The 26,607-nt window shown below is 40.3% G+C and carries 23 protein-coding genes; 15 read left to right on the forward strand and 8 right to left on the reverse strand.

Annotation, left to right across the window (positions count from 1 at the left end):
* Positions 1 to 332 precede the first annotated feature (332 nt).
* On the reverse strand, positions 333 to 1,322 hold the full coding sequence (locus BUA53_RS16120; RefSeq protein ID WP_084080180.1) for an IS110 family RNA-guided transposase: 990 nt from the start codon (positions 1,320 to 1,322) through the stop codon (positions 333 to 335).
* A gap of 231 nt (positions 1,323 to 1,553) precedes the next feature.
* Here BUA53_RS16120 and BUA53_RS16125 point away from each other — a divergent pair, with 231 nt between their 5' ends.
* The 6 genes from BUA53_RS16125 (at position 1,554) to BUA53_RS16150 (ending at position 10,216) form a co-directional block, all read left to right on the forward strand.
* Positions 1,554 to 1,874, forward strand: a complete 321-nt coding sequence (locus BUA53_RS16125; protein ID WP_072836432.1) for a hypothetical protein — start codon at positions 1,554 to 1,556, stop codon at positions 1,872 to 1,874.
* A gap of 173 nt (positions 1,875 to 2,047) precedes the next feature.
* Complete coding sequence (locus tag BUA53_RS16130) at positions 2,048 to 2,371, forward strand: peptidase associated/transthyretin-like domain-containing protein (RefSeq protein WP_072836433.1); 324 nt, start codon at positions 2,048 to 2,050, stop codon at positions 2,369 to 2,371.
* Positions 2,372 to 2,572: 201 nt separating this feature from the next.
* Positions 2,573 to 3,247, forward strand: coding sequence for a leucine-rich repeat domain-containing protein (locus BUA53_RS16135; RefSeq protein ID WP_072836434.1), 675 nt, complete (start codon positions 2,573 to 2,575; stop codon positions 3,245 to 3,247).
* A gap of 210 nt (positions 3,248 to 3,457) precedes the next feature.
* A complete protein-coding gene (locus BUA53_RS16140; RefSeq protein ID WP_072836435.1) occupies positions 3,458 to 4,000 on the forward strand; it encodes an SRPBCC domain-containing protein in 543 nt (180 codons plus the stop codon).
* Between the two features lie 1,007 nt (positions 4,001 to 5,007).
* Entirely contained in the window at positions 5,008 to 6,027 is a 1,020-nt protein-coding gene (locus BUA53_RS16145) for an alpha/beta hydrolase (RefSeq protein ID WP_084080182.1), read from the forward strand.
* A 922-nt stretch (positions 6,028 to 6,949) separates the two neighbouring features.
* A complete protein-coding gene (locus tag BUA53_RS16150; protein ID WP_072836437.1) occupies positions 6,950 to 10,216 on the forward strand; it encodes a metallophosphoesterase in 3,267 nt (1,088 codons plus the stop codon).
* Between the two features lie 464 nt (positions 10,217 to 10,680).
* On the opposite strand, the gene BUA53_RS16160 is transcribed toward BUA53_RS16150, so the two are convergent.
* The 4 genes from BUA53_RS16160 to BUA53_RS16175 all read right to left on the reverse strand — a co-directional run bounded on the left by BUA53_RS16160 (position 10,681) and on the right by BUA53_RS16175 (position 13,903).
* The gene (locus BUA53_RS16160) at positions 10,681 to 12,102 is read right to left on the reverse strand and encodes a Glu/Leu/Phe/Val family dehydrogenase (protein ID WP_072836439.1); all 1,422 of its coding nucleotides are present in this window, start codon (positions 12,100 to 12,102) and stop codon (positions 10,681 to 10,683) included.
* Between the two features lie 16 nt (positions 12,103 to 12,118).
* On the reverse strand, positions 12,119 to 12,334 hold the full coding sequence (locus BUA53_RS16165; RefSeq protein WP_175546097.1) for a CcmD family protein: 216 nt from the start codon (positions 12,332 to 12,334) through the stop codon (positions 12,119 to 12,121).
* Complete coding sequence (gene ccsA / locus BUA53_RS16170; RefSeq protein WP_072836440.1) at positions 12,334 to 13,050, reverse strand: cytochrome c biogenesis protein CcsA; 717 nt, start codon at positions 13,048 to 13,050, stop codon at positions 12,334 to 12,336. The genes BUA53_RS16165 and ccsA overlap by 1 nt, the downstream gene beginning before the upstream one ends.
* 196 nt (positions 13,051 to 13,246) lie before the next feature.
* Positions 13,247 to 13,903: a heme exporter protein CcmB gene (locus tag BUA53_RS16175; RefSeq protein WP_072836441.1), complete on the reverse strand. Its 657-nt coding sequence runs from the start codon at positions 13,901 to 13,903 to the stop codon at positions 13,247 to 13,249.
* 67 nt (positions 13,904 to 13,970) lie between these two features.
* Here BUA53_RS16175 and BUA53_RS16180 point away from each other — a divergent pair, with 67 nt between their 5' ends.
* Complete coding sequence (locus BUA53_RS16180) at positions 13,971 to 14,957, forward strand: DUF6263 family protein (RefSeq protein ID WP_072836442.1); 987 nt, start codon at positions 13,971 to 13,973, stop codon at positions 14,955 to 14,957.
* Between the two features lie 55 nt (positions 14,958 to 15,012).
* On the opposite strand, the gene BUA53_RS16185 is transcribed toward BUA53_RS16180, so the two are convergent.
* Positions 15,013 to 15,591, reverse strand: a complete 579-nt coding sequence (locus BUA53_RS16185; protein ID WP_072836443.1) for a thymidine kinase — start codon at positions 15,589 to 15,591, stop codon at positions 15,013 to 15,015.
* A gap of 118 nt (positions 15,592 to 15,709) precedes the next feature.
* Here BUA53_RS16185 and BUA53_RS16190 point away from each other — a divergent pair, with 118 nt between their 5' ends.
* A complete protein-coding gene (locus tag BUA53_RS16190) occupies positions 15,710 to 16,549 on the forward strand; it encodes a hypothetical protein (protein WP_072836444.1) in 840 nt (279 codons plus the stop codon).
* On the opposite strand, the gene BUA53_RS16195 is transcribed toward BUA53_RS16190, so the two are convergent.
* Positions 16,522 to 17,730 (reverse strand): 3-deoxy-D-manno-octulosonic acid transferase, encoded by a 1,209-nt coding sequence (locus BUA53_RS16195; RefSeq protein ID WP_084080184.1) that lies wholly within the window; start codon positions 17,728 to 17,730, stop codon positions 16,522 to 16,524. The genes BUA53_RS16190 and BUA53_RS16195 overlap by 28 nt on opposite strands.
* 153 nt (positions 17,731 to 17,883) lie before the next feature.
* Here BUA53_RS16195 and BUA53_RS16200 point away from each other — a divergent pair, with 153 nt between their 5' ends.
* The 6 genes from BUA53_RS16200 to rfbD all read left to right on the forward strand — a co-directional run bounded on the left by BUA53_RS16200 (position 17,884) and on the right by rfbD (position 24,193).
* A complete protein-coding gene (locus BUA53_RS16200; protein WP_072836446.1) occupies positions 17,884 to 19,026 on the forward strand; it encodes a DegT/DnrJ/EryC1/StrS family aminotransferase in 1,143 nt (380 codons plus the stop codon).
* Positions 19,023 to 20,348 (forward strand): UDP-glucose dehydrogenase family protein, encoded by a 1,326-nt coding sequence (locus tag BUA53_RS16205; RefSeq protein ID WP_072836447.1) that lies wholly within the window; start codon positions 19,023 to 19,025, stop codon positions 20,346 to 20,348. Before BUA53_RS16200 ends, BUA53_RS16205 begins: the two co-directional genes overlap by 4 nt.
* Entirely contained in the window at positions 20,348 to 21,328 is a 981-nt protein-coding gene (locus BUA53_RS16210) for a UDP-glucuronic acid decarboxylase family protein (protein ID WP_072836448.1), read from the forward strand. Before BUA53_RS16205 ends, BUA53_RS16210 begins: the two co-directional genes overlap by 1 nt.
* Positions 21,329 to 21,483: 155 nt before the next feature.
* Complete coding sequence (locus tag BUA53_RS16215; protein WP_072836449.1) at positions 21,484 to 22,773, forward strand: nucleotide sugar dehydrogenase; 1,290 nt, start codon at positions 21,484 to 21,486, stop codon at positions 22,771 to 22,773.
* Positions 22,774 to 22,775: 2 nt separating this feature from the next.
* Complete coding sequence (gene rfbC, locus BUA53_RS16220) at positions 22,776 to 23,336, forward strand: dTDP-4-dehydrorhamnose 3,5-epimerase (RefSeq protein ID WP_072836450.1); 561 nt, start codon at positions 22,776 to 22,778, stop codon at positions 23,334 to 23,336.
* A complete protein-coding gene (gene rfbD, locus BUA53_RS16225) occupies positions 23,333 to 24,193 on the forward strand; it encodes a dTDP-4-dehydrorhamnose reductase (RefSeq protein ID WP_072836451.1) in 861 nt (286 codons plus the stop codon). The genes rfbC and rfbD overlap by 4 nt, the downstream gene beginning before the upstream one ends.
* Here rfbD and argH read toward each other — a convergent pair.
* Positions 24,190 to 25,491, reverse strand: coding sequence for an argininosuccinate lyase (gene argH, locus BUA53_RS16230; protein WP_072836452.1), 1,302 nt, complete (start codon positions 25,489 to 25,491; stop codon positions 24,190 to 24,192). The two genes, rfbD and argH, sit on opposite strands and share 4 nt — an antisense overlap.
* Before the next feature lie 371 nt (positions 25,492 to 25,862).
* Between argH and BUA53_RS16235 the strand changes: the two genes are divergently transcribed.
* Positions 25,863 to 26,594: a class I SAM-dependent methyltransferase gene (locus BUA53_RS16235; protein ID WP_072836453.1), complete on the forward strand. Its 732-nt coding sequence runs from the start codon at positions 25,863 to 25,865 to the stop codon at positions 26,592 to 26,594.
* Positions 26,595 to 26,607 lie beyond the last annotated feature (13 nt).

A 26,607-nucleotide genomic window follows, 5' to 3' on the forward strand; every position in this document is an offset into this window, starting at 1 on the left:
TGTTGCTGGCTTTCGTTGCTGCACAGTAGTTTTCCTTGCAGCTGATAATACCTTTAATCCGTTTCCCGTTTGATTACTTTCTCTCTCAGCTGTTACTTAATTTATGATCTTACTACCTTTGTCTCAGCATCCTATAAGCAGTTCCCGCATACTATGGGACTGCAGGTCCCGCACATTGCGGGATAAAAGAAAAGGAAGTGGCGCTGTATGCTTTGCGAAGCAATATACTTTTACGCATCTGCAACCGATGTTTTACAGTCGCCACTTTTGTAAAAACTTTTTCTCTCTGCATAGTATTAAGATCCTCAGGTAAATAAGATTATGTACCAGGTCTACGGCTTCAGTAGCTCATAAGGTTCCCCTGTTTTGATCACATGATAGATCCTGCTTAAAGTCTTTGCAGCCAGCTTTATGATTAATTTTTTGTGATCACATCCTTTTCTCTCTTCGTAATAGACCATCAGGGAAGGATCCTGTTTGGCGGCTACCCAGGCTCCTTCCACAAGGTAGCTTCTAAGGAGGCGCTTGCTTCTGTAGGTAATGCCACGGCTGTAGGTTTTTTCTCCACTGCTATGCAGGGAAGGCACCAGTCCAATATAGCTGCTCAGGTGATCAATATTTCTAAACCTCCTGATGTCACCTACTTCTGCCAGCATTCCAATGGCTGTCAAAGGACCAATGCCTGGAACGCTTCTGAGCAGGTAATAATCTTTTTTAAAGTGCTTGCGTGCATAGCTCCTTAATTCATTTCCTACATGCAGGTACTGTTTGCGAAGGAAAAGGTATTCTTCCAACCTGCTTTTCATGGCTTCGGTGGCCGGAGCATAGGACCATCTTTGTTTGTACACCCACTGGATCATGTCTTTGCTCCAGTTAACATTGTCATAGGTTTCAGGTAGTACAATTCCGTAGTACAAGAGCATGGACTTAATGTGACATTTAATGCGCCTGAGGCTTTTGACCAGGTCATTACGCCTGCGAAAAAGGCTACGGAACTGCTCCTGCTTATGATTGGGGATATAAATACCTTTCAGTCTTCCTGCCTGAAGTTCTCGTGCCAGGTGAGCACTGTCTACCTTATCTGTTTTTGTGGTTACTTGTTTATTACCCCTTGCGATGTCACCTGGATTGACCACCAGCACTTCCCAACCTGCAGCTGTGAGTGAATGATAGATATGATAGCCACAGCAACAGCATTCATAGCAACACTGTACATGGTGATGCGGGAAATGCCTTGCCGTGTAGCCAATCAGAAGATCAGCATTTGCATCAATGGTGAATCGTTTAAGTATGAGATGTTCTTCCTGGAGGTTACTGCCCAAGTTTTTTTATGGACGTCTAAGCCAATAAAGAGTTGTTTCATAACCTACCTCCGAATTTTAGAAGGGTAAGCTACTCTTTTACATGAATGCTTTGCAAAAGCATGGCAGGTGTACTAACTTCAGCTATAAACATTAATCAACTTCAAAGCAAAGGCCGAGCGATAGGAACATTGACGTCCTTGCCTTCTCAATTGCTTTAACGTTAGCCACCATAAGTAGCATCTGTTTTATATGAAACTTTTGATTGGGCAATTAGCTATTATCATACTGGTACTTGGAACAACTGGATTGCTTTATTTGACCTATAGCCAAGCCTCTTTTGAATATACTGTTTTACTTGTGTTATGGATTGTAGTTGTGATAACCTTAGGTATTTGGACGAGAGCAAATCCTAAGAAAGCTTTCCTTTTTATTTTGGTATTTTATACATTGAGTATTGCAATCAAAGATGCATTGTATGGTGGCGAGTACATTTTAACTATTTTGTTCCATTTGTATTTTGTTGCTTCTATGGTTATAGGAATGAGGGGAACAAGGGAAGAGTATAAATAGCTGACGGGCGGCTAACATTGGATTCACAAAAGCGGGCTTTCGAATGATAGAGCAGCACCTTATCTTTATTCACCAGTAGAAGGAAGATTTAGCAGCAAAACTATGAATGCCCTGCCTTCGTAAATCCCTTCTGCGTTGCCTGCAATGCTTTATCTTGTCTGACAAATACAATCATGAAAAATATTACTGCAATATTCCTGTTGATGATTTCGTCCCTGGTTTGTTTTTCGCAAAAGAAGGAAAACATTCACCTTTCGGGAGCCGTTTACTCTGACCTTGGCGAATTACTTAAAAATGGTTTTCTTACCTTCAAAAGAAACCGACATCACGTAAGTACAGTTACCGATAGCCTTGGAAATTTTAAAGTCAGTGGGCTTCAAAAAGGAATGTATAAAGTGCATTTTGAAATAATGAAAGGCTATTACTATGTAGATACCACTGTTAAGGTCTCCAAAAACTCAAATATAGGACGACTAATTTTCAGGGTTGTAAAATAAATCAATGGAATATAAGTACGATATAATGCAGCACAGCAGGCAGCAATATGTTTATAAAATTGTGGCGGAGGTTAAGCATTCAACTATAAATCGCTATTTTGCTTTTGTGGTTAATTGAAACAGACGTTTTTCAAATCCCACAACTTCATAAACACTTAACGTTTGTACGCAATCGGGCGACACTCCAAAACTGACAAGTGAATGTTAGATATTCTTCAGCAAGACGACTATAAAATTATACATCTCACAGACGGTGAACTTTTGAGCGAAGCCGTTAAATTGATTGACAAAGGCAAAGCAGACGGAATTAACCTCAATTATATCCGAAACTGGCGGACGGATTTAGAACCGTTGAGAAATTCAAAGACCATAAAGTGTCTGGCTGTAAATGATTATCCGCCGTCAATGCAATACGATTATTCTGCAGTTCAAACTCTGACGAACTTGCAACATTTATCAATAAACACGACGGACAAAAAGGAAATCGATTTTTCAGCTTTTCCGTTTCTGACAAGTGTTGCACTAACATGGCGACCTAAAGCAAAATCACTTTTTAGTTGTGTGCAACTTCAAAGATTGTTTCTTTATCGTTATACTGGACAAGACTTAACGGAACTTTCCAGTTTAAAGAATTTGAAGTTCTTGCGGGTAAACTTAGGTTTGGTCATTTCATTGCGTGGACTAAAAGAAATTACAACTCTTGAAGAACTGATGTTAATGCAAACGACGAAATTAGAAGACATTGAAGACCTTTTAACATTAAAGCATCTTAAACGTTTACGAATAGACAATTGCAAACGAGTAAGAAACATTAGAGCTGTGAAGAGAATGAATATTCCAAAACTTGAAATTGTAGGTACGACACCGGACGATTGAATGCGTACAACAATCGGTTTGCTGCTATGCTGGCTGACATTGCGCAGCATCAACTTTTGCAAGCTTTCCAGCAGTAGCTCCAGCCGACAATGCGGTATTGGGCAACTCAATATATTTTGTACTTTGGCTATTCAATCGGCTTCAGTTGCCAGGATGACAAATATAAAAATATTGGCAAAGTAGCAAGCCGGAAACCTTATTTAGAAGTCTATGATAAAAATACTTTTAATTATCATTTTAGGACAAGTAGCATTTTGTAACCTTAATGCACAGGTAACTAATAGTTCTTACGTTAATCAATATGGTGAAAAGGTTTTACAGCTTTCAATAGTTGTTCCCACGAACCTGAAAGAAACATGGAAACTTTTTACAACGGACGAAGGCCTAAAAAAATGGATTGCGCCTGTTGCAAAAATTGACATGAAAACTGGTGGCGCAATCAAAACGAATTATAACCGAAGTAAAACTGTTGAGGATTCGACTTCAATAAAACTCGACATAATCAATTACCTGGAAAACGAAATGCTTACACTAAAAGTTAATCTAAATAACAGTTTCCCAGCAGAAGCCAAAAAAGAAGATAAAAACCTGCAGGAAATCCTGCAATTTGTAAAACTCGACGAAAACAATACGAAAATTATTTCTTCAATGGTGGGCTGGGGTCAAGGCATTCATTGGGATAAAGCATATAATTTTTTTGAGAAAGGAAATGACTGGACCTTTAAAGAAGTATTGAAGCTTTTCCAAAAATGAAATGCCTGCAGCCACCAGGGCATTGGCAATAGTGCGGGCGACAAAAAAGATCAATCGGCAGAAAACGTTAATAAGCTTTTGCTCCAAGGCGACGAACAAAGCCAGGCTAATTCTTAACTTAAACTTTTTATAACTTTATTTGGCACAACGCACATCACCCTGGCAACGTATACATATTCCTCTTTGAAGTTTTATCTTCCTGGGGAGCAGTGTTGCCAGGAGGTAACTCACTATAAAACGGTGCTGGATTGGGAGGGTATGAACACTTGAACCACACCGCGAGTCCGTTACATCGTGTGGGAAGAAAGAAGCCCGGTATTGTGAACCGGGCTCTCTGCGTTTTGACCTTACCGAGCTTTTTTCTTTGGATCCGCTTTCTTTTGTGCTGAGCTTTTCTTTTTAACAGGCTTATTCTTCTTAGGTTCAGTTGTCTTTTTCGGCATACAATTAAATTTAAGGTTAGTGAATTATTTACTCATAGCTGAAGAGTATTTCTCCCGTTCTTTCATGATGTCCTTTCAGAAGTGGCAACTTTACAGCCTGAATAAGTAAATAAAGATATGCCTATAAGGGTAAATTTAATATTTGATTAAGGTCAGCCGCCCGGGCATATTGTAAACCTATTTACCCCTTGTTGCTGTTCTAAATAAAAAATAGCTATGAGCTGAGCTCATTCTAGCAACAGCATGCTAACGACAGGACCGGTTATTGGTAAGTAAATACCGGTGTTAGAGATTTAAACAAACAACCACAACGGCGATAAATGCCGCTAAAATCAGCTTTGCAAATGCAGGACTAAAGAATTGTGCAACTGTGCAACATAAGATGACCCATCAGTACATATGCACGTAGAGGTGATATAATATGCAAACCTGTTTATGAGCCCCGCTATTCCTTAATAGATTTCGTTGCTACAAATAAGTAACCCTTAGGTTGTTTTGATCGTTTTAGTTATGATCCCCATCAATGAGATCAACTATCAATTATTAATAATATAAGCAGGCGTTATGAAACAAGGTCAAACATCAAAGCTGTTCTTATTGACCGCTTTTTGTTATTGCGTTCATGTTGGTTTTACGCAATCGAAAGATAGTTGCATTACTAAGTATTCGGAAGTCTTAGTAGAGGCAGGCGGGCATAAACTTCATATGGATATCCAGGGTGAAGGTTCACCTACGGTCATCTTTGAAAATGGCAGCGGTGATTTTTCATTTATCTGGAGCCAGGTGCAACCTGAAATTGCAAAACTTACAAAAACCGTATCCTACGACAGAGCAGGATACGGATGCAGCGAACAAGGTCCTTTGCCAAGAACAAGCAGGCAAATTTGCTGGGAATTGCACACAGCATTAAAGAATGCGGGAGTACAACCTCCCTATATTTTAGTAGGTCAGTCCTTTGGAGGTTTTATTGCTCGTGCTTTTGCAAGATATTATTCAGGCGAAGTGGCAGGAATGATATTGGTAGAAGCCGTACAGGAAGACCAAAAAATTTTTATGGGAAGCGATACGCCTATGCGAATTCGCCAATTTGCAAAAGGCAGAATAGCTCCTGAAATACAAACTTCTTTTATACCATTGCCTGATACAGTAACAAGATCTTCAACAGTGCGAGGTGAAATAGACCCGTTGTTTAAAAGGTTTCCTGAGAATATTCAAAGAAGGCAGATGTGGGCACAATCACAACCACATTATATACCTGCGGTACAGGCAGAGATGGAATGGTCACCTGAAGATGTTTCAAATTTATATCAGCACCGAAATGAGAAAGAATATCTACTCGGTAATATGCCTTTAATAGTTATGACAAGAGGCAAAGGTGGATTTGAAGGAATGAAAGATTCGTTACAATTAGAAAAAGACAGGCTTGCGTCACAGGAGCAGTTAGTGCATCTTTCTTCCAACAGTAAACAAATCATTGATATGCATAGTGGCCATAATATTCATGTAGAAGACCCCGGCGCGGTGATTGAAGCAATTGAAGAAGTATTGATTGCAGTAAAAAGTGGAACTCCATTAAAACAGTAATTCTTCCCGTTTACCTGGTGAACATAGCCAAGACGTATAAGCTGACATTTTAAAAGAATGCGCCTTTACTTGCGATCACAATCAGTACTAAGGGTTGACTACAACGCTTTTGGTGACACACACGATGGAAAGGTATGCACATACAAACTGTTTGTTGCTAAGCTGGCTGACATTACGCAGCATCAACTTTTGTTTATTTATCATTAGTAGCTTCGGCAGACATTACGCAATTGATCAGTAGAATATATTTTGTACTTAGGTTTTCTATTCGGCTTCAGTTGCAGGGCTAAATATTATAAAATACCTGAACAGCAGCAAGCCGTAACCGTTAGCAGCTATGTAATTGGCACACCCTAATGACACGAAAAACCATTTAAATATTCTGACAGTATTTTCCTTTTACAACTGTTTTCTTTTTGGGTACATCTGGAGAACACGGCGGACAACTTTTGGAAGTTCCCTTGCCTTAATAATGCTCATTGCGATATAAGCTTATTCCCAATTGGTATGCCTGGAGTTCTTCTACAAGACAGAATAAGTTTGCCATTTATTATAGTTGCAATATTGCAATCCCCGATATATGGTTTTATAACTGACAAGGTAAATTCAGCCCGACAATTGCGGGTAACATCTTTTACAATTTACTTTATTCATATTGTATTGCGACTTTAATAAAATAACTGTCAGGAGAAAACTGGCGCATTTAACTCAACATAGTACAAGGTAATGCCTCTCAAACTAATAAATCTCTTTGGTCATATAAGTCGTAAGTTCAACTTTAATTTTTATTATATATTTGCAGATATCAAGTTACGGGCCTCATGAAACCTTCTGTATTCTTTCCCTTCCAAAGCTGCACGATCATTTGCCAATAGCTGATGAAGTAATCTTAACATCTTAAGTCATTATAAAACTTGCAGCAATGAGAAAATATTTCATTCTCCTGTTTTTGATATTTCTTGCAGCCGGCGGTGCAGCGCAATCAGGATTTTCAACCATAGCCAAACTCCGCTCCATTACGATTACGGATGCAACAAAAGACAAGACCCAGGCCAAGGTTTGGACCTATGCTAACAGGTGGTGGTGCGTACTGGCGACCTCGGAAGGTTCGAAGATATTTCGCCTGGACGGGGACATCTGGACACCTGTTTATATCATAGCTCATATGAAAACAGGGCAAACCGATTGCCTGGTCTCAGGAGATATGATCCATATCCTGATGTTTAGGGGCGCACTGACATCTTATCTTTATTCTTTTCAATACAATCCAGCAAGCAATACCTATGCTATCTGGAATCAAAGAACCAATTTCTCGTCCCTATCTCTTCCTTCCGGTCCTAAAACAGCTACGCTGGCCATAGATAGCAAAGGTAGAATGTGGATCGCTTCTGGTGATGGCAGCAATGTATTAGCATGGTGGAGTGATGCTCCTTATTCCAGCTTCAGCGCTCCGATTACTATTGCTTCAGGCATTGCCAGTAACGATAGGTATGTTATCACAAGCATGCCGGGTAAAATAGGAATCTTCTGGTCCAATCAAAAAACCAAAAGATTTGGCTTTAAAACCCATAAAGATGGCAGCAGTCCAAACACCTGGACTGCAGATGAAGTGCCTGCTTCGCAATCTGCTCAAGATGATATTGGTGCAGGTATGGCAAGCAATCAGTTTAATGTCCAGTCAACAAGCGATGGTACGCTCTATTGCGCTGCAAAGACCAATTATAATAAAACAGGAAACCCTCAGTTAATCATGCTTGTACGCAGGCCAAACGGCAAATGGGATAATGCTTACACTGTTTCGGTATATCCAACAGGATCCCAACCCACCGTGCTCTTAAATGAGAGTGCCCAAAGAGTAAACATTGTATATACTACAAAGGAAGGCGGCGGAAATATCGCTTACTGCGAAAGCGCAACCAATTCTATCACCTTTGGACCAGCCTACACATTGATCAATGGTGACGGGGGCATTTTGGACTTCAGTACTTCTACACACCAACCCTACCCATCCAATGCTGTGGTTATAGCTACCAATACAAGCACCTCGCCCTATGAAGCAATCAGTGTAAGAACTTCAGATTTAAATTCGGGAGATTCATCTGCACCAATAGTTTTGAGTATTAACCGCCAATTACCCATTAACCCCGCCACTGATGGGGGTTCTGTAACCTACAGGATTACTTTCTCTAAAAGCGTTACCGGTGTGGATGCAGGTGATTTTAAACTAACAAAAACAGGAACAGCAAACGGATCAATTTCTTCAGTAATTCCAGTTGGCCTCGATGGTTTTGTCTATGACGTAACAGTTTCTTCACTTATCGGTACAGGGGATTTACGACTCGATCTAAAATCTACCGGGGTTACAATAAAGGATGTTTTCGGTAATATCATCACAAAAAAATATGCCGAGGGACAGCCTTATACAGTAGGGCAGGCACCATCGGTAGCCAATGTAATAAGAGGGCCATATTTGCAAAACACCAGTGGAACTTCTATCATGATACGCTGGCGAACCGATGTACCAACCGATTCAAAGGTGGTGGTCGGAACAACTTATGGCAACTATACTATAAGTGCCACAGATTCCCTGGTAACCACTGAACACAAAGTTCAAGTGACAGGGCTAAAATCCGCTAGCAAATACTTTTACCGATTCGGGAGTTCTGCACTTCCTGTACTTGGAGACGCCTCTTATTATTTTTCGTCCGCTCCGCCAACTTCCACTAAACAAAAGTTACGTTTTGCAGCATTTGGCGATGAGGGTAGTTATTACACCACACAATCCAATGTGCTGAACTCCTACCTGCGCAATACTGCCAATAGCCCCGCTGATGTAATGCTAATTTTGGGGGACAACGCTTATGAAGACGGAACCGACACAGATTTTCAGAACAATTTCTTTGTCCCTTTTCAAAATACAATTTTGAAAAACCATTCTTTATTCCCAACACCTGGTAATCACGAATATCATACGACACCGCAAAACTCGATGGCAGCCCCTTACTTTCAGAATTTTTCTACACCTTATTCAGGAGGATGTGGTGGGGTCCCTTCCGGGAACGAAGGCTATTATTCCTTCAATTGGGGTAATGTACACTTCCTTAGCCTGAATTCTTATGGTGAAGAAACTTCATCGAACCTGCGCCTCTATGATACACTTAGCCCGCAGGTTATCTGGGTGAAAAAAGATCTGGAAGCGAACACCCTTCCCTGGACCATTGTATACTTTCACCATCCCCCATTTACAAAGGGCACCCGCAATTCAGATGTAGAGAACGAACTCATTTATATTCGTAAAAACTTTATCCGCATCCTGGAGCGCTATGGGGTGGACCTCGTTTTGAATGGGCACAGCCATGTGTATGAACGCTCTTATTTACTGAAAGGATACTACGAGACTGAAGCTGAATTTAACCTGAGTACAGATGCTGTCACGGCCTCTTCTGGTAAATACGATGGCTCCCCAAATTCCTGTCCGTTTGTTTCAACCACAAAAAAAGTAAACCACGGGACTGTATATGTTGTAGATGGTGCAGCATCTTCGGTAGGAGAAGATGTTGATCCCAACTTCCCGCACGATGCCCTTCCTTTTTCCAGTCTAAAAGGAAGCATGTTTTTCCTGGAAATTGAAAACAACAGGCTTGATGGCAAATGCTTTAAGGAAGATGGCACTACTATTGACCAGTTTACCATTTTAAAAACGGTCAATAAAACGTCCAACATTTCTGTTCCCAGTGGCTCCTCCGTTACGCTGAAAGCAAGTTGGCCAGGTTTATACAAATGGTCTACAGGCGATACCACCAACAGCATTACGGTGAACCCAACTTCCAATGTAACCTATACCGTAACAGACGGAATGGGTTGCCTGCAGGATAAATTCCAAATTATAGTTACTGCAGCCGGGTTGACAAGGAATGCAAACAATAATAACAACAAATGGTTGAATTCACCGCTGATTCAGGTATTTCCTAACATTATACAAAGAGGAAACACTTTAACACTAAGGTCAGGTTATACAGAAACCCTGAATGCATCTTTGATGGATGAAAACGGACGAATGATTCGTTCATTCAAATTTACCGGAACCACTACTTTGGAAACCAGCAACCTAGCTACAGGCGTCTATTTTATTATGATCAAAAATAAAAATAGGTTAGAAAAACAAAAGATCGTCATAACTACCAACTAAAGAAATGTAGCTGATACCCAACGAAAGTGGCGAATCACATTCAGCATATGAAAGCCTTATAACTTTTATGAGATAAATCACAAAAGTGAACATAACAAACTCACTGTCAAATTCAGTATGTCAGAAAATGATAAATATGTTTTCAAAAAGGTACAACCTGTTTGAAAACTTAAGGTCATTTCAGAATTTTTTATAGCAGCGCTGTAGTTTATTTGAATGCCTTGTTTTTTTGCAAGGGATTTGAACCTGTATTTATTCATGATTCACATAAATCTTAAGTCTTCAATCTTTTCAAACCTTCGTTCAATAAACGGTATTGGATAAGAAAAATTAAGGGTCGCAATTCAGGCATAGATTGAGTTTCTGCAACAACGTGATACGTCAACTATATTCTATTTTATTAGCCCAACAAAAAGCCCTGTTCCTTTTGGAAACAGGGCGATATTGGTTTTCTCATGTTCTTACTATGGGAAGATACCCAACTCGGCGTAGCTGGTGCCCACCTTATTGATGGCCACTACATAAGCTGCTGTGCGCATATCAGGTATTTGGGGGTTGCTTTTCCAGGCATCCATGATCTCACGGGTAGCAGTGATCATGGTCTCTTCAAGACCACTGTGAACCAGGTCCACTTCCTCTGGTCCGTGCATGATGAACTGCCGTTCACGTGTACTAACCTGCCTGTTGGTCAATTCCTCGATCTGGCCAAGTATGTGCTGGTTCATATTTTCTGTAAAACGCTTTTCCATACGTCCGTAGCGAACGTGGCTAAGGTTCTTTAACCATTCGAAATAGGAAACAGTAACACCACCTGCGTTGAGGTACATATCCGGAACTACCAGCGTACCTTTTGTTACAAACACTTCATCTGCTTCTGGTGTTAAAGGCCCGTTGGCGCCTTCACCAATGATCCTTGCTTTTACCCGTGGTGCGTTTTCTCCATTGATAACGTTTTCCAGGGCTGCAGGAATCAGGATGTCGCAATCATATTCCAGTGCATCGGTATTCTTGGCAAAATTAGATCCACCAGGGAAGTTCAGGATAGAGCCGGTTTTTTTGCGATGCTCAAATACGGCATCTACATCCAGGCCGTCTTCGCTATAAACTGCACCTTCATATTCTGCCAGGGCAATGATTTTGGCACCGGCATTGTGGAAGAACTTGGCAGCATGGTAACCAACATTACCCAATCCCTGTACGATTACTCTTTTGCCTTCAACACCCACTGTCAACCCTAATTTCTCCATTACATCGGGCATCTGGCATACTTCACGGATACCAAAGAAGATACCCATACCAGTTGCTTCCCTTCGGCCACGAACGCCACCTTGTGTTACAGGCTTACCAGTTACGCAACCTGCAGCGTCTATTTCGCCCGGGCGTAAACTGGCGTATGTATCAACGATCCATGCCATTTCTCTTTCGCCAGTTCCATAATCGGGTGCAGGAACGTCAGTACCCGGACCGATAAAGTTTTTCTTTACCAGTTCGGCCGTATATCGACGGGTTACTTTTTCCAGTTCATAAACTGAATATTTTCTTGGGTTGATCTTGATACCACCTTTTCCACCACCAAAAGGTACGTTTACGATGGCGCATTTATAGGTCATTAAGGCGGCGAGGGCCATTACTTCATCCTGGTTGACCTCGGCAGCGAAGCGGATACCTCCTTTACAAGGTGTTTTGTGCTGTGAGTGTTGTACGCGGTAGGCTTCTATAACCTCTATACGTCCATCATCCATGCGTACAGGAAATTTCATACGGTAAACAGCATTGCAAGCTTTTATTTGTTCCAGTATTCCCGGATCCCAGTTAGTAAATTTTGCTGCTCTATCAAAGCTTTTTTCAACGGCGCCGAAAAAGCTGTATTCTTCGTTAGCTGACATGAACTACTATTTTAGATTAAGAATTATTGTTTTCCAATTTCGAGATCTTTCTGTCGAGGCGTATAAGATAAAGTATGATACCAATGAATATGGTTACTATTACTGCTACCACTACATAGATCTTTCCATTTTTGCGCAATTCATCTGCCATTGGCACTGCAGTGCTATCCTGTGCAAAAAGGGTAAGGCAAATCAAAAAGGATAAAATAGAAAGGAGGGTTCGTTTTATCATTACTGTAAGTATGTTTTTTCTTTCAGGGCCTTCAACCTTATTTTCAACGTTGTGATCCATACACCTAATAAGGTCCAGCCTATGATGGCGGGATAAAATACCAGGCGCATCTGTGGTGCCAGCGCTTTAAAGTCAAGTGCCGGGTTATCAGTGCGCACGCCGCCGGGTCCTTCACCGCCAGGGTGCAGGCTTGGCAACAGTCTTGGAATGATCCAAATGGCAGGGAATAAAAAGGCAAATGCAAAAATGTTATAGACTGCCCCGATCCTTGCGCGCTTGTCAATATCACTGATAGAATCGCGCAGTACCAGGTAAGCGAAATAAATAAGAAGCGCAATGGCCGCCCCGATCAATTTAGGTTCTTTGGCGATCTGGCTAAAAGACTCATAAGCAGGCCGGTTGGGATCTACCCAGGTATAAGACATCCAGATAGCACCTGTGGCATATCCTAATATGCCGAAAATGATACCTATGGTTGCATATTCCCTTGAACGGGTGTCATGATGCAAATCGTTCGTACGTAGGTATTTTACGGCCTGCACAGCCGAGATGATAAATAAAATCATCATGGCAAACCACATGCACACGTGGAAGTAGAGGTTCCGGATCGTTTCATTCAGTTGAGGCAGCCGGGGCACATTATTCCATAACAGGCCCGCTATAAGCGTGTAAACAAGAAGGACAATACACAGTATTTTCCACCACCATTTTTTCATAAACTGGGGTTATTAAAGCAGCAATCGCTTTATAATTTGGGAGCAAAAATAAGGGAAGGATGTTAGTTGACAAGTTGACTTTGGTTGGAAAGTGGAAAAGACTGCCTATTCTTACTTATTTATTTAAGGTTAAAATCATAAATACGAAACAGCTTTACTACTTAGAAAAAGAAAGTATGCTTACTATTCCAGCCCTTTAATCTTTCCATAAGAAAGGGAAGAGGATGATGGCAAGCAGGATAACTAAAATGTCTGAGCCAAACAATAAAAGGATGTTGGCTGCGGGCACGGGAATATTGGTAACAAAGACTGCATTGGACACTTTCATTAAAACGAGTAGCTGGGGTACTATAATGGGAAAGCCTAATATGGCCATTATAGCAGCATTCTGTTGTGCCTTAGCAGCAATGGCTGCTAAAAATGTAAAAACCAGGCTCAGGCTCCAGCTTCCTAAAAAAGTGATCCCAATAAAAGGCCAGGTTCTCTTGACGGGATAATCCATAAAAAGAGAAAAAAGAAACATGCTAAGGGCACTCATGGCCAGCATTAACAGGGAATTGAAAAGGAGTTTGGCCAGGACAAAATTTTGAGGGCTGGCGATTGTATGGTAATAGAGCATCCGGCTACGGTTCTCCTGCAAAAAGCTTTTGGCCACCGCATTAATACTGATAAATAGCTGTATGATCCAGAAAAGTCCGTTCCATGTGCTGGTGCCAGGGTTTTCAATAGCCATATATAAAACAAATATGGTTGCTCCCACATATAATAAGACACCATAAAAAGCATATTGCTGTCTTATCTCTAATAAAACATCTTTTTTAAATAAGGTCCATATTTGATCGAAAGCCCTGATAAAAGAATTTTTGCGAAAATAGACTTTTCATTTTTTTAGCTCATCTCATAATTTGTATTTTGTCGGAATGTATGATTTGAAAAGATTTACGGGTTTTGCGATAGCTACCATTTTATTATTGTCAGCCTGCGGTAATGAAGGACGGGACCAACAAAAAGGAACTAATGCTGTTGTAACCAATAAGGATAGCCCTTTGATTTCAAAATTGGATACAACATATAGTAAGCCTGCAGATTCTACCAGTGCTTCAATAGATGATGAAAGGGGAAAGGAAGTATTGTTACACTTTAACCTGGAAAAGGGAAGGTCTTATGCTTATGACATAGCATTAAACATTGGACAGGATATCCAGGAAAGAAAAATGAACACGGGAATGAACTGGAAATATATACTCCAGGTGATCAATGATAGCAAGTCATTGAAGACTATTAAAGTGACCTATGACCGCATAGCGATGTCTATGGATATGGGCGCCCAAAAGATGGAGTTTAATTCGGATGGTCCTGTTGGTGATCCTTCCAATCCATTAAATATGGTGGGAAACTTGTTTGCTGCCATGAAGGGAAAAAGCTTTACAATGAAAGTAGACACTAATGGTGAGATAAGGGAAGTGGATGGCATGGACAAGTTAGGAGAAGAGCTTGTTGCAGGCATGCAGGTTCCGGAAGGAACAAAACAGAAGTTGCTAGAAAGCTTCAGGTCTAAATTCAATGAAAATGATGTAAAGGAAACTTTCTCACAAACTTTTTCAATACTGCCTGGTAAAAAGGTGAAGGTGGGTGATACCTGGGAAAAAGAATCTTTGATAAGGGTTGGTCCTGCGAAGGGTAAGCTTTTGACAGTTTATACAGTGCGTTCAATGAACGGAAATACGGTGAAACTTTCAGGAAAGGGAAAGCTTCAATCTGAAACCGGAAAGGAAGCTGGTCGTCAAAATTCCAACCTGGTGATTGATGCGCCTACAGGCCTGGTTTTGGAAAATGTTTTTGACATGAGCACTGAAGGCCAGGAGAAATGGCATACACATGGCAGGATAACCGGTAAGAAATTATAAGACATGACTGCAATAGAACAAGGTTATGTATTGAATTACTAATATTTTCCCGTAATTAGTCTAAGGCACCGTCAAGCGTAAAACAGTTGCGGCAGCGTGGTTCATAGGCATTTTTTGCACCCAGCATGATCTGTTCTTCGTTAGGGATAATGCGGTAGGAGTAATTCGCTATGTTGCCGCATTTGACACAGATAGCATGCAGTTTGGTGATATAATCTGCTTTAGCCAGTAAAAATGGTATTTGTCCAAATGGCTTGGCCATATAATCCATATCCAGGCCGGCAACGATAACCCTCACGCCCCGTAGTGCCAGCTCATCACAGACGTTGGCGATCTCATCATCAAAGAATTGAGCCTCGTCAATGCCTACCACATCTGCGTCCTGGGCTAATAATAACAATGTTTGAGAGCTTTCAATAGGGGTGGAGTGAATGGCATTTTCATCGTGAGATACAATTTTGATCTCATCATAACGCACATCAATGGCAGGTTTAAAGATCTCGACTTTTAAATTGGCGATCCTGGCCCGCTTTAATCTCCTGATCAATTCTTCAGTTTTCCCCGAGAACATTGAGCCGCAGATCACTTCAATCCACCCACGTCGCTCCCCTTTGATATTTGGTTCGATGAACATCCGGATAAATTATGGCTTGTTTATTAATCTATTTGCAATCTGTTAGTACTTTTAGGCACGTCTTTTCGTTAAAGACCTAAACATCCTATTGTTAAAAACAGCGAAAGTACCATAAACAATGGAAAGAATTAATGCTCTTATTGATAAGATATACCAACAAAAAGAACAAGGTGTATCTCCTGCTCAAATATTACCAACCGTTCAATTGCTCCAGTCGGAAATAGTAAAGCTGCAACAAAAAAACGGTGTTCTTGGTACATCCAAAGTAGCTGTTATCATGCCTGTTCATTCCAATTATCATGCTGTTGAAACGCCAGTGGCTGACATGCCAAAATTGGAAGAACCAGCGCCTGTACTTATTAATAAAGCAGCACAGCAACCTGCCGGCAGTCCACAGGAAATAAAACGGCCGGAAGTTCAATCAACCAATGCTGAACAAGCTTCGGGCAATGGGTACTTTCTTCGTAAACCTTCTTTTGAACCTGCTCCTCAAGAGGAAATATCTTATAAAGAAGAACCTGTGAAAAAAGAAGAAGCTCCGAGGCCCGCGGTATTACAAAGCAATTTTTATCATGCTTTTGACACCGTGGAAGAAACCCCTACGCTTATGCAACACCAGCCACGCAAGGAGGTGCATGAACTGATAGGCGACCAGGGAGAATCGTTAAATGACAGGCTGAAGCAGGAAAAGAAAGAAGTGGTGCATGCCCTGAAGGATACTCCTATAAAAGACCTGCGCAAAGGCATTGGCATCAATGACAGGTTTACCTTCGTTAGTGAATTGTTCCGCGGCGACGATGCTATGTATGAAAGAAGCATAAAAACCATAAATGGGTTTAATATTTTGTCAGAGGCTGAATACTGGATCAACAGGGAATTGAAATTCAAATTAGGCTGGAATGACAATAAAGAGGAAGTACAACATTTTTATCACCTGGTAAGAAGGCGATTTGCCTGAATGTAGTGGAGCACTTCGGCCGTTCCTCCAGTGTTCTTGGTTATATAATGCAGGGCATGTAATCCTGCACTTTGTAAATAGGTCTCATTTTCAAGGAAGCTGTCAACCCTTTTACGCCATTGTTCCTTGTCACGAACACTAAAAGCACCGCCTGCAGCGATAAGTTCCTTTGCTTCCCTGTATTTATGGTAATTGGGTCCAAATATCACTGACTTACCATATACAGCAGCTTCCAGGATATTGTGGATGCCATCCCTGGTAAAACCACCTCCTATATAGGCTATAGTAGCATATTTATACAACCTGGAAAGCATTCCCACATTATCTATGATCAATACCATTTCTTTACCTGTTCTTTTTTCATAATTGGAATAACGGATAGAGTTGGTAAATAACGCTTCCACTTCTGAAATGTGCTCTTCATCTATCTCGTGGGGTGCCAAAATCAGTTTGACAGGCATGTATCCTGAGAGCATTTTCTCGTCTTCTTTCCAGGTGCTTCCAGCAACAACCACCCGATCATTCCCCACAAAATTATTAATGACTGGAAGATCACTAAAATTGTCAGCGATTTCCCTGACCCGGTCAAATCTTGTATCCCCGCTAATAGAGCAATGGGTGATGTTATTTTCTTTAAGTAGCTGAAAAGATGCCTTATCCTGCACAAAAAGGTGTTGGAATAACATCAAGACCTTTTTGTAAAACTGGCCATACCATTTAAAAAAGGCCTGGTCCTTTCTGAAAACGGCGGACACTAGTAGAAGTGGGATATGCCTGGAGGCAGCTTCAGAAAGATGATGGATCCAGAATTCATACTTAACAAAAATTATCAGCTCAGGATGGAGGGTGTTGATAAACTGTCTGGCATTTGCCCTGGTATCTACAGGAAGGTAGGTTACATAGTGGGCAGCAGCTGTTTTCTTTGCCACCTGGTACCCCGAAGGAGAGAAAAAGGTTACTACAATTTTATGACCTGGATATTGCTTATTTAATCCGGAAATTATTGGTTTACCTTGTTCAAATTCACCAGCAGAGGAACAATGCATCCAAATAACTCTATCGGTTTTTTTTATGTTTTCCTGCAACTCCCTGTAAAGATCTTTTCTACCCTGGAGCCATTCCTTTGCTTTTTTACTACGTAAAGAAGCCAGGCGAATACCCAATACATAGAGGCGGATCATGGTATTATATAATAATAGCAAACTATGGCCGGTTTAATGGTGGGCAAAAATAGAACTCTATCTGTGGCCACCCATATTTTCCTATTTTTGCGCGCCTGTTCAGGATACCCATTAAGTTTATTGTGTATAAATGACAGGCTTAAATTTTAAAGAATGCGCCCAATACAAATGGTTGATCTTAAGCTTCAATACCAGAAGATCAAACCTCAAATTGATGAAGCCGTTTTACAAGTTGTGGAAAGTTGTGCATTTATCAATGGACCGCAGGTTCAAAGTTTTACAACAAAATTATCTGAATATACAGGCTCAAAACATGTAATTCCTTGTGCCAATGGTACAGATGCATTGCAAATTGCCATGATGGCATTGGGTTTGCAAGAAGGGGACGAAGTGATCACACCATCATTTACCTATATAGCCACCACTGAGGTCATAGCTTTGCTTAAGCTGACACCTGTATTTGTAGATGTTGATGCTCAGACATTTTGTATCAACCCGGCAGACATAGAAAGAGCCATTACTCCAAAAACAAAAGCTATAGTACCAGTTCATTTATATGGGCAAGCTGCGAACATGGAGGAGATCATGAAAATAGCTGAAGCACACAAGCTATACGTTATTGAAGATAATGCCCAGGCTATAGGCTGTGATTACTATTTTTCAAATGGTACGGTAAAGAAGACAGGATCTATCGGAACCATTGGTACCACTTCTTTCTTTCCATCTAAAAACCTGGGATGCTTTGGTGATGGCGGTGCGATGATGACTGAAGATGATTCATTGGCAGATCAACTGAAGATGGTAGCCAACCACGGTCAAAGCAAGCGCTATTATCATGATGTGGTAGGCTGCAACAGCCGGCTTGATACAATACAGGCGGCGGTGCTGGAAGTGAAGCTTGAGCATCTTGATGAATATATAGCCGCCCGAAGGGCTGTAGCTGACTATTATGATGCTGCTTTTGCAGGGCATTCGGAAATTACAACCCCTTTCAGATCAAGCAGTTGCAAGCATGTTTTTCATCAATATACCCTCATTTTAAATGGGGTTGATAGAAACAAATTACATGATTATCTTGCAGAGCATAAGATTCCTTCCATGATCTATTACCCTGTTCCAGCACATCGCCAAAAGATGTTCTCTCATTTCAATTCTTCCAGTACAGAATTACCTGTTACTGATTGGTTGACAGAACGTGTGATATCGCTTCCAATGCATACGGAAATGGAACAGGAGCAGTTACAATTTATCACCGATAAAGTTTTAGAATTTATAACCCTTAATCATACAGTATGAAAATTACAGTTGTAGGAACCGGATACGTTGGTTTAGTAACCGGAACTTGTCTTGCAGAAACCGGGAACCACGTTTGCTGCGTAGATATTGACGAGCGTAAAGTGAATAAGCTAAGAAATGGCCAGATCACTATTTATGAGCCAGGACTGGAGAAATTGTTTGAAAGAAACCTGAAGGAAGAACGTTTAAGCTTTACTACTGACCTGAAGGAAGGATTGGAAGATTCAGAAATAGTATTTCTTGCCCTGCCTACACCTCCGGGTGAGGATGGATCGGCAGACCTGAAATATGTGCTGGGTGTTGCTGACCACATAGGAAAGCTGCTTAAAGATTATAAGATCATCATAGATAAGAGTACAGTACCTGTTGGAACCGCAGAAAAAGTTCATGCAGCTATAGCAAAGAATTACAATGGTGAATTTGACGTGGTATCCAATCCTGAGTTTTTAAGAGAAGGGGTAGCTGTTGAAGATTTTATGAAGCCTGACAGGATCGTTATCGGAACTACTTCAGAAAGAGCTAAGGTTTTACTCACAGAATTATATGGTCCATATGTGCGCCAGGGTAACCCTATCATATTCATGGATGAACGTTCTGCAGAATTAACCAAGTATGCAGCGAATGCATTCCTTGCCACAAAGATCTCTTTCATGAACGAAATAGCTCAAATGTGCGAGCGCCTTGGAGCTGATGTGGATATGGTGCGTAAAGGAATTGGTAGTGATGAGCGTATAGGGAAACGTTTCCTTTTCCCCGGGATTGGATATGGTGGAAGTTGTTTTCCTAAAGATGTTAAGGCATTGGTTTATTCCGCAAAGGAAGTAGCATATGATTTTGCTATTCTGGATGCAGTTACAGAAGTGAATGAAAGACAAAAAATACACCTGGTATCTAAGATCAGGCGTTATTTTAATAATGACCTGGCAGGTAAGAAATTCGCCGTATGGGGCCTGGCATTCAAGCCTAACACCGATGATATCCGTGAAGCGCCTTCCCTGGAGATCATTTCAGCATTGCTAGAGAGTGGTGCCTCTGTATGTGCGTTTGACCCTGAAGCTGTTAATAATGTAAAACAAATTTTTGGTGACAGGATCAATTTTGCAGAGACGCAATATGATTGTATTGAGAATGCCGATGCCTTGATAGTTGCTACTGAATGGAATGAGTTCAGAACTCCGGATTTTGATAAAATATTATCTCTTTTAAAAGACCCGGTAATATTTGATGGACGTAATGTATTTGACGTCCAGGTAATGGAGAAGAAAGGATTTCATTATGAAAGCATAGGCCGTTCATCGGTAAACCAACCCAAATTCGTTTAATGAAAAAAAGAATATTGATTACCGGTGGCGCAGGTTTCCTTGGATCTCACCTGTGCGACCGGTTTATTGCTGAAGGTTATCACGTGATCGCGATGGACAACCTTATCACCGGCGATCTGAAAAATATAGAACACTTATTCAAACTGGAACATTTTGAGTTTTACCACCATGATGTAACTAAGTTCATTCATGTGCCTGGGGAACTGGATTATATCCTTCACTTTGCATCTCCTGCAAGTCCTATAGATTATTTAAAGATACCAATCCAGACCCTGAAAGTGGGAGCAATGGGTACGCATAATTGCCTTGGTTTGGCAAAGGCCAAAAGCGCCAGGATCCTTGTAGCCTCCACGAGTGAGGTATATGGCGATCCTCTTGTACATCCCCAGACAGAAGAATATTGGGGCAATGTGAATCCCGTTGGTCCAAGAGGAGTTTATGATGAAGCGAAAAGGTATATGGAATCAATCACTATGGCTTATCATACTTTTCATGGCGTAGATACAAGGATCATCCGCATATTCAATACTTACGGACCACGGATGCGACTTAATGACGGCAGGGCTCTACCTGCATTCATTGGACAGGCATTACGCGGAGAAGATATGACAGTATTTGGTGATGGATCTCAAACAAGGTCTTTCTGTTATGTCAGTGACCTGGTAGAAGGTATTTACCGATTGCTTTTAAGTGATTATTCCCTTCCTGTAAATATTGGAAACCCGGATGAGATTTCTTTGAAGGATTTTGCCGAGGAAGTATTGCAATTAACAGGTGGAAAGGTGAATATTATCTATAAGCCGCTGCCAGCTGATGATCCGAAACAGAGAAAGCCAGATATCACTAAGGCAAGGAATATTCTTGGATGGGCACCTTTAATAGGACGTAAAGAAGGATTGGCAAAAACCTACGATTACTTTAAAACACTGTCTTCGGAAGAATGGTCTAAACAACCAAAGGAATTTCAAAGCAGGAAATAATACTTTCTATATTTCAGGAAACCTGGATTGATAGCGAATTGTCGTAGCCTTTTCAAAACAGAGTGGATAGGCTACAATAATTATTATCAATGTCCAGGTAACCTTTCCATATTGGCAGTTCAAAGATATATTTGCACCCATTACAACTAACACTTATGTTCCAGGAACTTATTGATAAAAAGGAAAAGCTGGCTGTTATAGGCCTGGGCTATGTTGGCCTGCCTATAGCTCTGGAATTTGCCCGTAAAATATCTGTAATAGGTTTTGATATTAATTCAAAACGTATTGATATGATGAAACAGGGTATTGATCCAAGTAATGAACTGGATAAAAAAGCCTTCGAAGGATGCGATATTGAATTCACGAATTCACTGGATGTATTGCGGGAAGCAAGGTTCTTTATTGTTGCAGTTCCAACCCCGGTTGATGAACATAATGTTCCAGATCTCACTCCAGTAAAGAAAGCATCTGAAACAATTGGTAAGGTCATTAAGAAAGGTGATTATGTAATTTTTGAATCTACAGTTTACCCAGGCTGTACTGAAGAAGATTGTCTGCCTATTATTGAAAAGCTTTCCGGGCTTAAAAACAGGCTGGATTTTAAATCCGGGTACTCACCGGAAAGGATCAACCCAGGGGATAAAAAGCATACTTTATCTTCTATTGTAAAAGTAGTTTCCGGCTGTGATAAGGAATCTCTTGAAACGGTAGCCAAAGTTTATGAATTGGTAGTGAAAGCGGGTGTTCATAAAGCATCTTCTATTAAGGTAGCTGAAGCAGCGAAGATCATTGAGAATACACAACGCGACCTGAACATAGCGCTGATGAATGAACTGTCAATCATCTTTGACAAGATGGGTATTAACACCTATGAAGTACTGGAGGCAGCGGGAACAAAATGGAATTTTTTAAAGTTTAGCCCGGGACTTGTTGGCGGGCATTGTATTGGTGTAGATCCTTATTATCTCACCTACAAAGCCAGCGAATTGGGTTATAACTCAAGGGTAATATTGGCAGGCAGGTATATCAATGATAATATGTCATTGTATGTTGCACGCAAGGTTGTCCGCCACATAATAAGTAATGTAAGTGATGTAAAGTCTGCAAGGGTATTGGTGATGGGTGCTACATTTAAAGAGAATGTAAGTGACATAAGAAATTCAAAAGTTGCTGATGTAGTCAAAGAATTGAAGGAATTCTTTTTGAATGTTGATGTTGTTGATCCGCATGCTGACAGTGAAGAATTAAAACATGAATATGGCTTCGGCCTGGCTGATGGAATAGGTAAGGATTATGATGCAGTGATCGTAACTGTATGTCATGAGCCATATGCAGATTTGGATGATGCCTATTTTGCATCCATTACCAAACCAAATGCCCTGATTGCAGATCTTAAAGGGATTTACCGGGGAAAAGTAAAGAACAGAAATTACTGGAGTTTTTAATTATGCCATTTATTCCTACACCCATACAAGATCTGTTCATTTTTGAACCTAAGGTATTTGAAGACAACAGGGGATATTTTTTTGAGGCTTATAATGAACAGGTTTTTAAAGCAGGTGGTATTGATATAAAATTTGTGCAGGATAATCAATCAAAATCATCCTATGGTGTAATAAGAGGGTTGCACTACCAGCAAGACCCATTTGCTCAAACAAAACTGGTCCGTGTGCTGCAAGGAAAGATACTTGATGTAGCTATAGACATTAGGAAAGGGTCTCCCTATTTTGGAAAAAGTTTTTCTATTGAGCTTTCTGCTGATAACAAAAGGCAGCTTTTAGTTCCTGCAGGGTTTGCACATGGGTTTTCGGTACTCTCTGATACAGCCGTTGTTCTGTATAAATGTGATCGTTTTTATAATAAAGAAAGTGAAGGAGGTATACGTTTTGATGATCCCAGCCTTGGGATAGATTGGGGTATACCAAAAGGAGAGGAGCTTGTTTCAGAAAAGGACCTGCTATTGCCATTTTTAAATGAATGCCATAACAATTTTGAATTCAGAAAATGAGTGATGGTAGAAAGATATTGGTGTCGGGAAGTAACGGACAACTGGGCAGTGAACTCCAGGAGATAGCCAGGCAGTTTAAAGAATTTCAATTTGTATTTTTTTCACGGGCCGAACTTTCCATAACTGACAGGGCCGCCCTTGAAAAGATGTTTATTTTACACCGCCCTTCCTATTTTATCAATTGTGCTGCCTATACAGCGGTGGATAAAGCAGAAAAGGAAAAAGAGATTGCAGAGGAGATCAATGGCCATGCCGTTGGTGCTATTGCCACCTTATGCAGCCAATATGACTGCAGGTTGATTCATATTTCTACAGATTACGTTTTTAATGGCAAAGCCAGCACTCCTTTAAAGGAAGACGACCCTGTAGACCCTGTTAATGCTTATGGTGATTCAAAGCTATTGGGAGAAAGACTTGCTATGCAGCATACAGATGCTGTAATTATACGAACCTCATGGGTTTACTCAAAGTATGGCAACAATTTCGTGAAAACGATGAAACGGTTGATGGGAGAGAAAGAAAGTATCAGCGTTGTTCACGACCAGGTAGGATCCCCTACGTATGCTGCGGACCTTGCAACAGCGATCATGGAAATCATCACTTCGGGAAAATGGGAACCAGGAATTTATAATTACAGTAATTCAGGTGTGATAAGCTGGTTTGACTTTGCCAATGAAATCAAAATACAGTTGCATTCAAAATGCGAAGTTTATCCCATTCCCACTTCGCAATTTCCTACTCCAGCTAAAAGACCTGCTTACTCAGTACTTGATAAAGAGAAGATTCAGTCGGTATATCATATCAAGGCAAGGGAATGGAAAGAAAGTTTAAAAGAGTGCATTGATAAACTGGGCTAATTAAATTTCTGCAATACTTTTTCCATTTCGCTTTTGATGCCTATCGTTGAAAGGTTTCCTATGCTGCCTTCATGTGTGTGTTGAAGTCCTTTTGAGAGATCAAAATAAAAATCTCCTTTTTCAATAGCGTTGCCTACTTGTTGATAAGCATCACGGAAAGGTATACCCTGGTTAACTAATTCATTTACTGCTTCCACACTAAAAAGATACTTGTATTTAGGATCATCAAGAATATGATCCTTAATTTCAATATTTGACAGCATCAGCACTGCCATTTGAAAACAAGCTTTTAATTCTTCTATGGCTGGAAATAAGATCTCTTTTGTTAATTGGAGGTCGCGGTGATAGCCAGAAGGCAAATTATTCAATAAGAGAATCAATTCATTGGGTATGGATTGAATGCGGTTGCACTTTGCCCTGATTAATTCAAAAACATCAGGATTCTTTTTGTGAGGCATGATGCTGCTACCTGTTGTTAATTCTGGGGGAAAAGAAATGAACCCAAAGTTCTGGTTGAGGTAGAGGCAGCAATCCATTGATAATTTACTAAGGGTGGCAGCCAGGCATGAAAGTCCCATTGCCACAATCTTTTCAGTTTTACCACGGCTCATCTGGGCATAAACTGAATTATGGTTAAGGGATCCAAATTGCAACAATTCTGTTGTCCTTTTCCGGTTCAAAGGGAAAGAAGAGCCGTAGCCAGCACCACTCCCTAATGGATTTTTATTTGCAACCTGGTAAGCTGAAGCCAAAACCTCAAGGTCATCAACGAGGCTTTCAGCATACGCTCCAAACCATAATCCAAATGAAGAAGGCATGGCTATTTGTAAATGGGTGTAGCCTGGTAAAAGCTTATCCTTGTATTTTTCGCTTTGTGTTAGCAGGAGCTGGAATAGTTCAGTAGCATCCTCCTTGATTTTCAACACTTCGGCCCGGAGGTAAAGTTTTATATCCACGGCTACCTGGTCGTTGCGGCTCCGACCGCTATGGATCATTTTACCAATCTCGCCAATACGTTTGGTTAGTAAAAATTCTACCTGTGAATGAACATCTTCTGCATCTTCTTCTATGACAAACTGGCCATCAATTATTTCTTTTTCAATTGCATGAAGTGCCTGCACTGCCTTTGCCGAATCCTCCTTTGTCATCAAACCAACTTCACCGAGCATCGTAACATGTGCAATGGAACCCTGCACATCATAAGGTGCTAAAGCCAGGTCAAATTCCTTATCTCTTCCTACTGTAAACTTTTCAACCGATTCTGAAACAGATGTCGATTCCTTTTGCCATAGCTTCATATCATTATTTTTTGGAATACTGCAACTTTGATGTCTATTAAGCCAGTAAAAATACTAAGCAATGGATGAACTTCACTAGCAGTTATCCTAATGACAATAAATTAAACCTTCTTTATACTCATCAATTCAACATAGTTATCAACAATTTTGCTTCTCATTTACAAAAACCATATATTAGTACTAGTAATAAGGTATTGATTCGAAATCTTCTCCGATACAAATTCTTAATGCTTCGGGCCATCAAAAAAAGGTTATAGAACTCTTATAAAAGTCCGCAGTTTATACCCTGGTTAACCAAAGTCATGCAAAGCCGGATATAAGTATTTTATTGTTTAAATCCAGATTGTTTTTAAACGAATCAAGAATTGTATATGAAACTCAGGAACCCAAAGGGGAGGGATGATTTATCAATTCAAAGAAAGTATAAAGTTCTTGAAGTTGGTGGAGGACATAATCCGAGCACCAGGTCGAATGTTATTGTCGATAAATATATTTATAACAATTATCACAGGAGCGGTGATCTGAAGATATATAACAACCAGGAATTTGTATGTGCTGATGGAGAGTGTTTACCGTTTGAAGATAAATCATTTGATTATGTTATTTGCTGCCAGGTATTAGAGCATGTAAATGATCCTATAAAATTTGTAAAGGAACAACAACGTGTTGCACAAGGAGGTTATATAGAAACCCCTTCTTTGATAGGAGAATTTTTAATGCCTAAAGAATCTCATAAATGGGTGTCACTTGAAATTGATGAAAAGATAGTATTGTATGAAAAAGAGAAAGTTCAATTTAAGGCCATTCGCGATTATGGATATCTATTTTTAGATTTTTTACCAAGACAATCCATTGGGTATAAAGTAATGCAAAAAACACATTTTAATATACTTAGCATTAATTATGAATGGAAAGATGAAGTCGAATTAATTGTTAACCCGGACAGTTCTTATTATTTTGATTTTTTTACTAAGCCATGGGATGAAGGAATATGTAATAAGCTCTTGAGATACAAAAGTATCAATGAAGAGTTTTATTCTTCCTTAAATGCATTCCTGGCGCTTTGTAAAAATGTGTTTAGGAGTAAAATATTGAAAGTTTGATTTTATATATCTA

Source organism: Flavisolibacter ginsengisoli DSM 18119 (genome assembly GCF_900129295.1).
Taxonomy (GTDB): Bacteria; Bacteroidota; Bacteroidia; order Chitinophagales; family Chitinophagaceae; genus Flavisolibacter; species Flavisolibacter ginsengisoli.

Excerpts from the sequence above, each read along its gene's own strand:
- BUA53_RS16215 (WP_072836449.1), top strand. The coding sequence starts at position 21,484 with ATGTTCCAGGAACTTATTGATAAAAAGGAAAAGCTGGCTGTTATAGGC.
- BUA53_RS16160 (WP_072836439.1), bottom strand. The coding sequence starts at position 12,102 with ATGTCAGCTAACGAAGAATACAGCTTTTTCGGCGCCGTTGAAAAAAGC.
- argH (WP_072836452.1), bottom strand. The coding sequence starts at position 25,491 with ATGAAGCTATGGCAAAAGGAATCGACATCTGTTTCAGAATCGGTTGAA.
- BUA53_RS16180 (WP_072836442.1), top strand. The coding sequence starts at position 13,971 with ATGTATGATTTGAAAAGATTTACGGGTTTTGCGATAGCTACCATTTTA.
- BUA53_RS16205 (WP_072836447.1), top strand. The coding sequence starts at position 19,023 with ATGAAAATTACAGTTGTAGGAACCGGATACGTTGGTTTAGTAACCGGA.
- BUA53_RS16165 (WP_175546097.1), bottom strand. The coding sequence starts at position 12,334 with ATGATAAAACGAACCCTCCTTTCTATTTTATCCTTTTTGATTTGCCTT.
- BUA53_RS16210 (WP_072836448.1), top strand. The coding sequence starts at position 20,348 with ATGAAAAAAAGAATATTGATTACCGGTGGCGCAGGTTTCCTTGGATCT.
- BUA53_RS16130 (WP_072836433.1), top strand. The coding sequence starts at position 2,048 with ATGAAAAATATTACTGCAATATTCCTGTTGATGATTTCGTCCCTGGTT.
- BUA53_RS16125 (WP_072836432.1), top strand. The coding sequence starts at position 1,554 with ATGAAACTTTTGATTGGGCAATTAGCTATTATCATACTGGTACTTGGA.
- rfbC (WP_072836450.1), top strand. The coding sequence starts at position 22,776 with ATGCCATTTATTCCTACACCCATACAAGATCTGTTCATTTTTGAACCT.
- BUA53_RS16235 (WP_072836453.1), top strand. The coding sequence starts at position 25,863 with ATGAAACTCAGGAACCCAAAGGGGAGGGATGATTTATCAATTCAAAGA.
- BUA53_RS16185 (WP_072836443.1), bottom strand. The coding sequence starts at position 15,591 with ATGTTCATCGAACCAAATATCAAAGGGGAGCGACGTGGGTGGATTGAA.
- BUA53_RS16200 (WP_072836446.1), top strand. The coding sequence starts at position 17,884 with ATGCGCCCAATACAAATGGTTGATCTTAAGCTTCAATACCAGAAGATC.
- BUA53_RS16140 (WP_072836435.1), top strand. The coding sequence starts at position 3,458 with ATGATAAAAATACTTTTAATTATCATTTTAGGACAAGTAGCATTTTGT.
- BUA53_RS16190 (WP_072836444.1), top strand. The coding sequence starts at position 15,710 with ATGGAAAGAATTAATGCTCTTATTGATAAGATATACCAACAAAAAGAA.
- rfbD (WP_072836451.1), top strand. The coding sequence starts at position 23,333 with ATGAGTGATGGTAGAAAGATATTGGTGTCGGGAAGTAACGGACAACTG.
- BUA53_RS16135 (WP_072836434.1), top strand. The coding sequence starts at position 2,573 with ATGTTAGATATTCTTCAGCAAGACGACTATAAAATTATACATCTCACA.
- ccsA (WP_072836440.1), bottom strand. The coding sequence starts at position 13,050 with ATGAAAAAATGGTGGTGGAAAATACTGTGTATTGTCCTTCTTGTTTAC.
- BUA53_RS16145 (WP_084080182.1), top strand. The coding sequence starts at position 5,008 with ATGAAACAAGGTCAAACATCAAAGCTGTTCTTATTGACCGCTTTTTGT.
- BUA53_RS16195 (WP_084080184.1), bottom strand. The coding sequence starts at position 17,730 with ATGATCCGCCTCTATGTATTGGGTATTCGCCTGGCTTCTTTACGTAGT.
- BUA53_RS16150 (WP_072836437.1), top strand. The coding sequence starts at position 6,950 with ATGAGAAAATATTTCATTCTCCTGTTTTTGATATTTCTTGCAGCCGGC.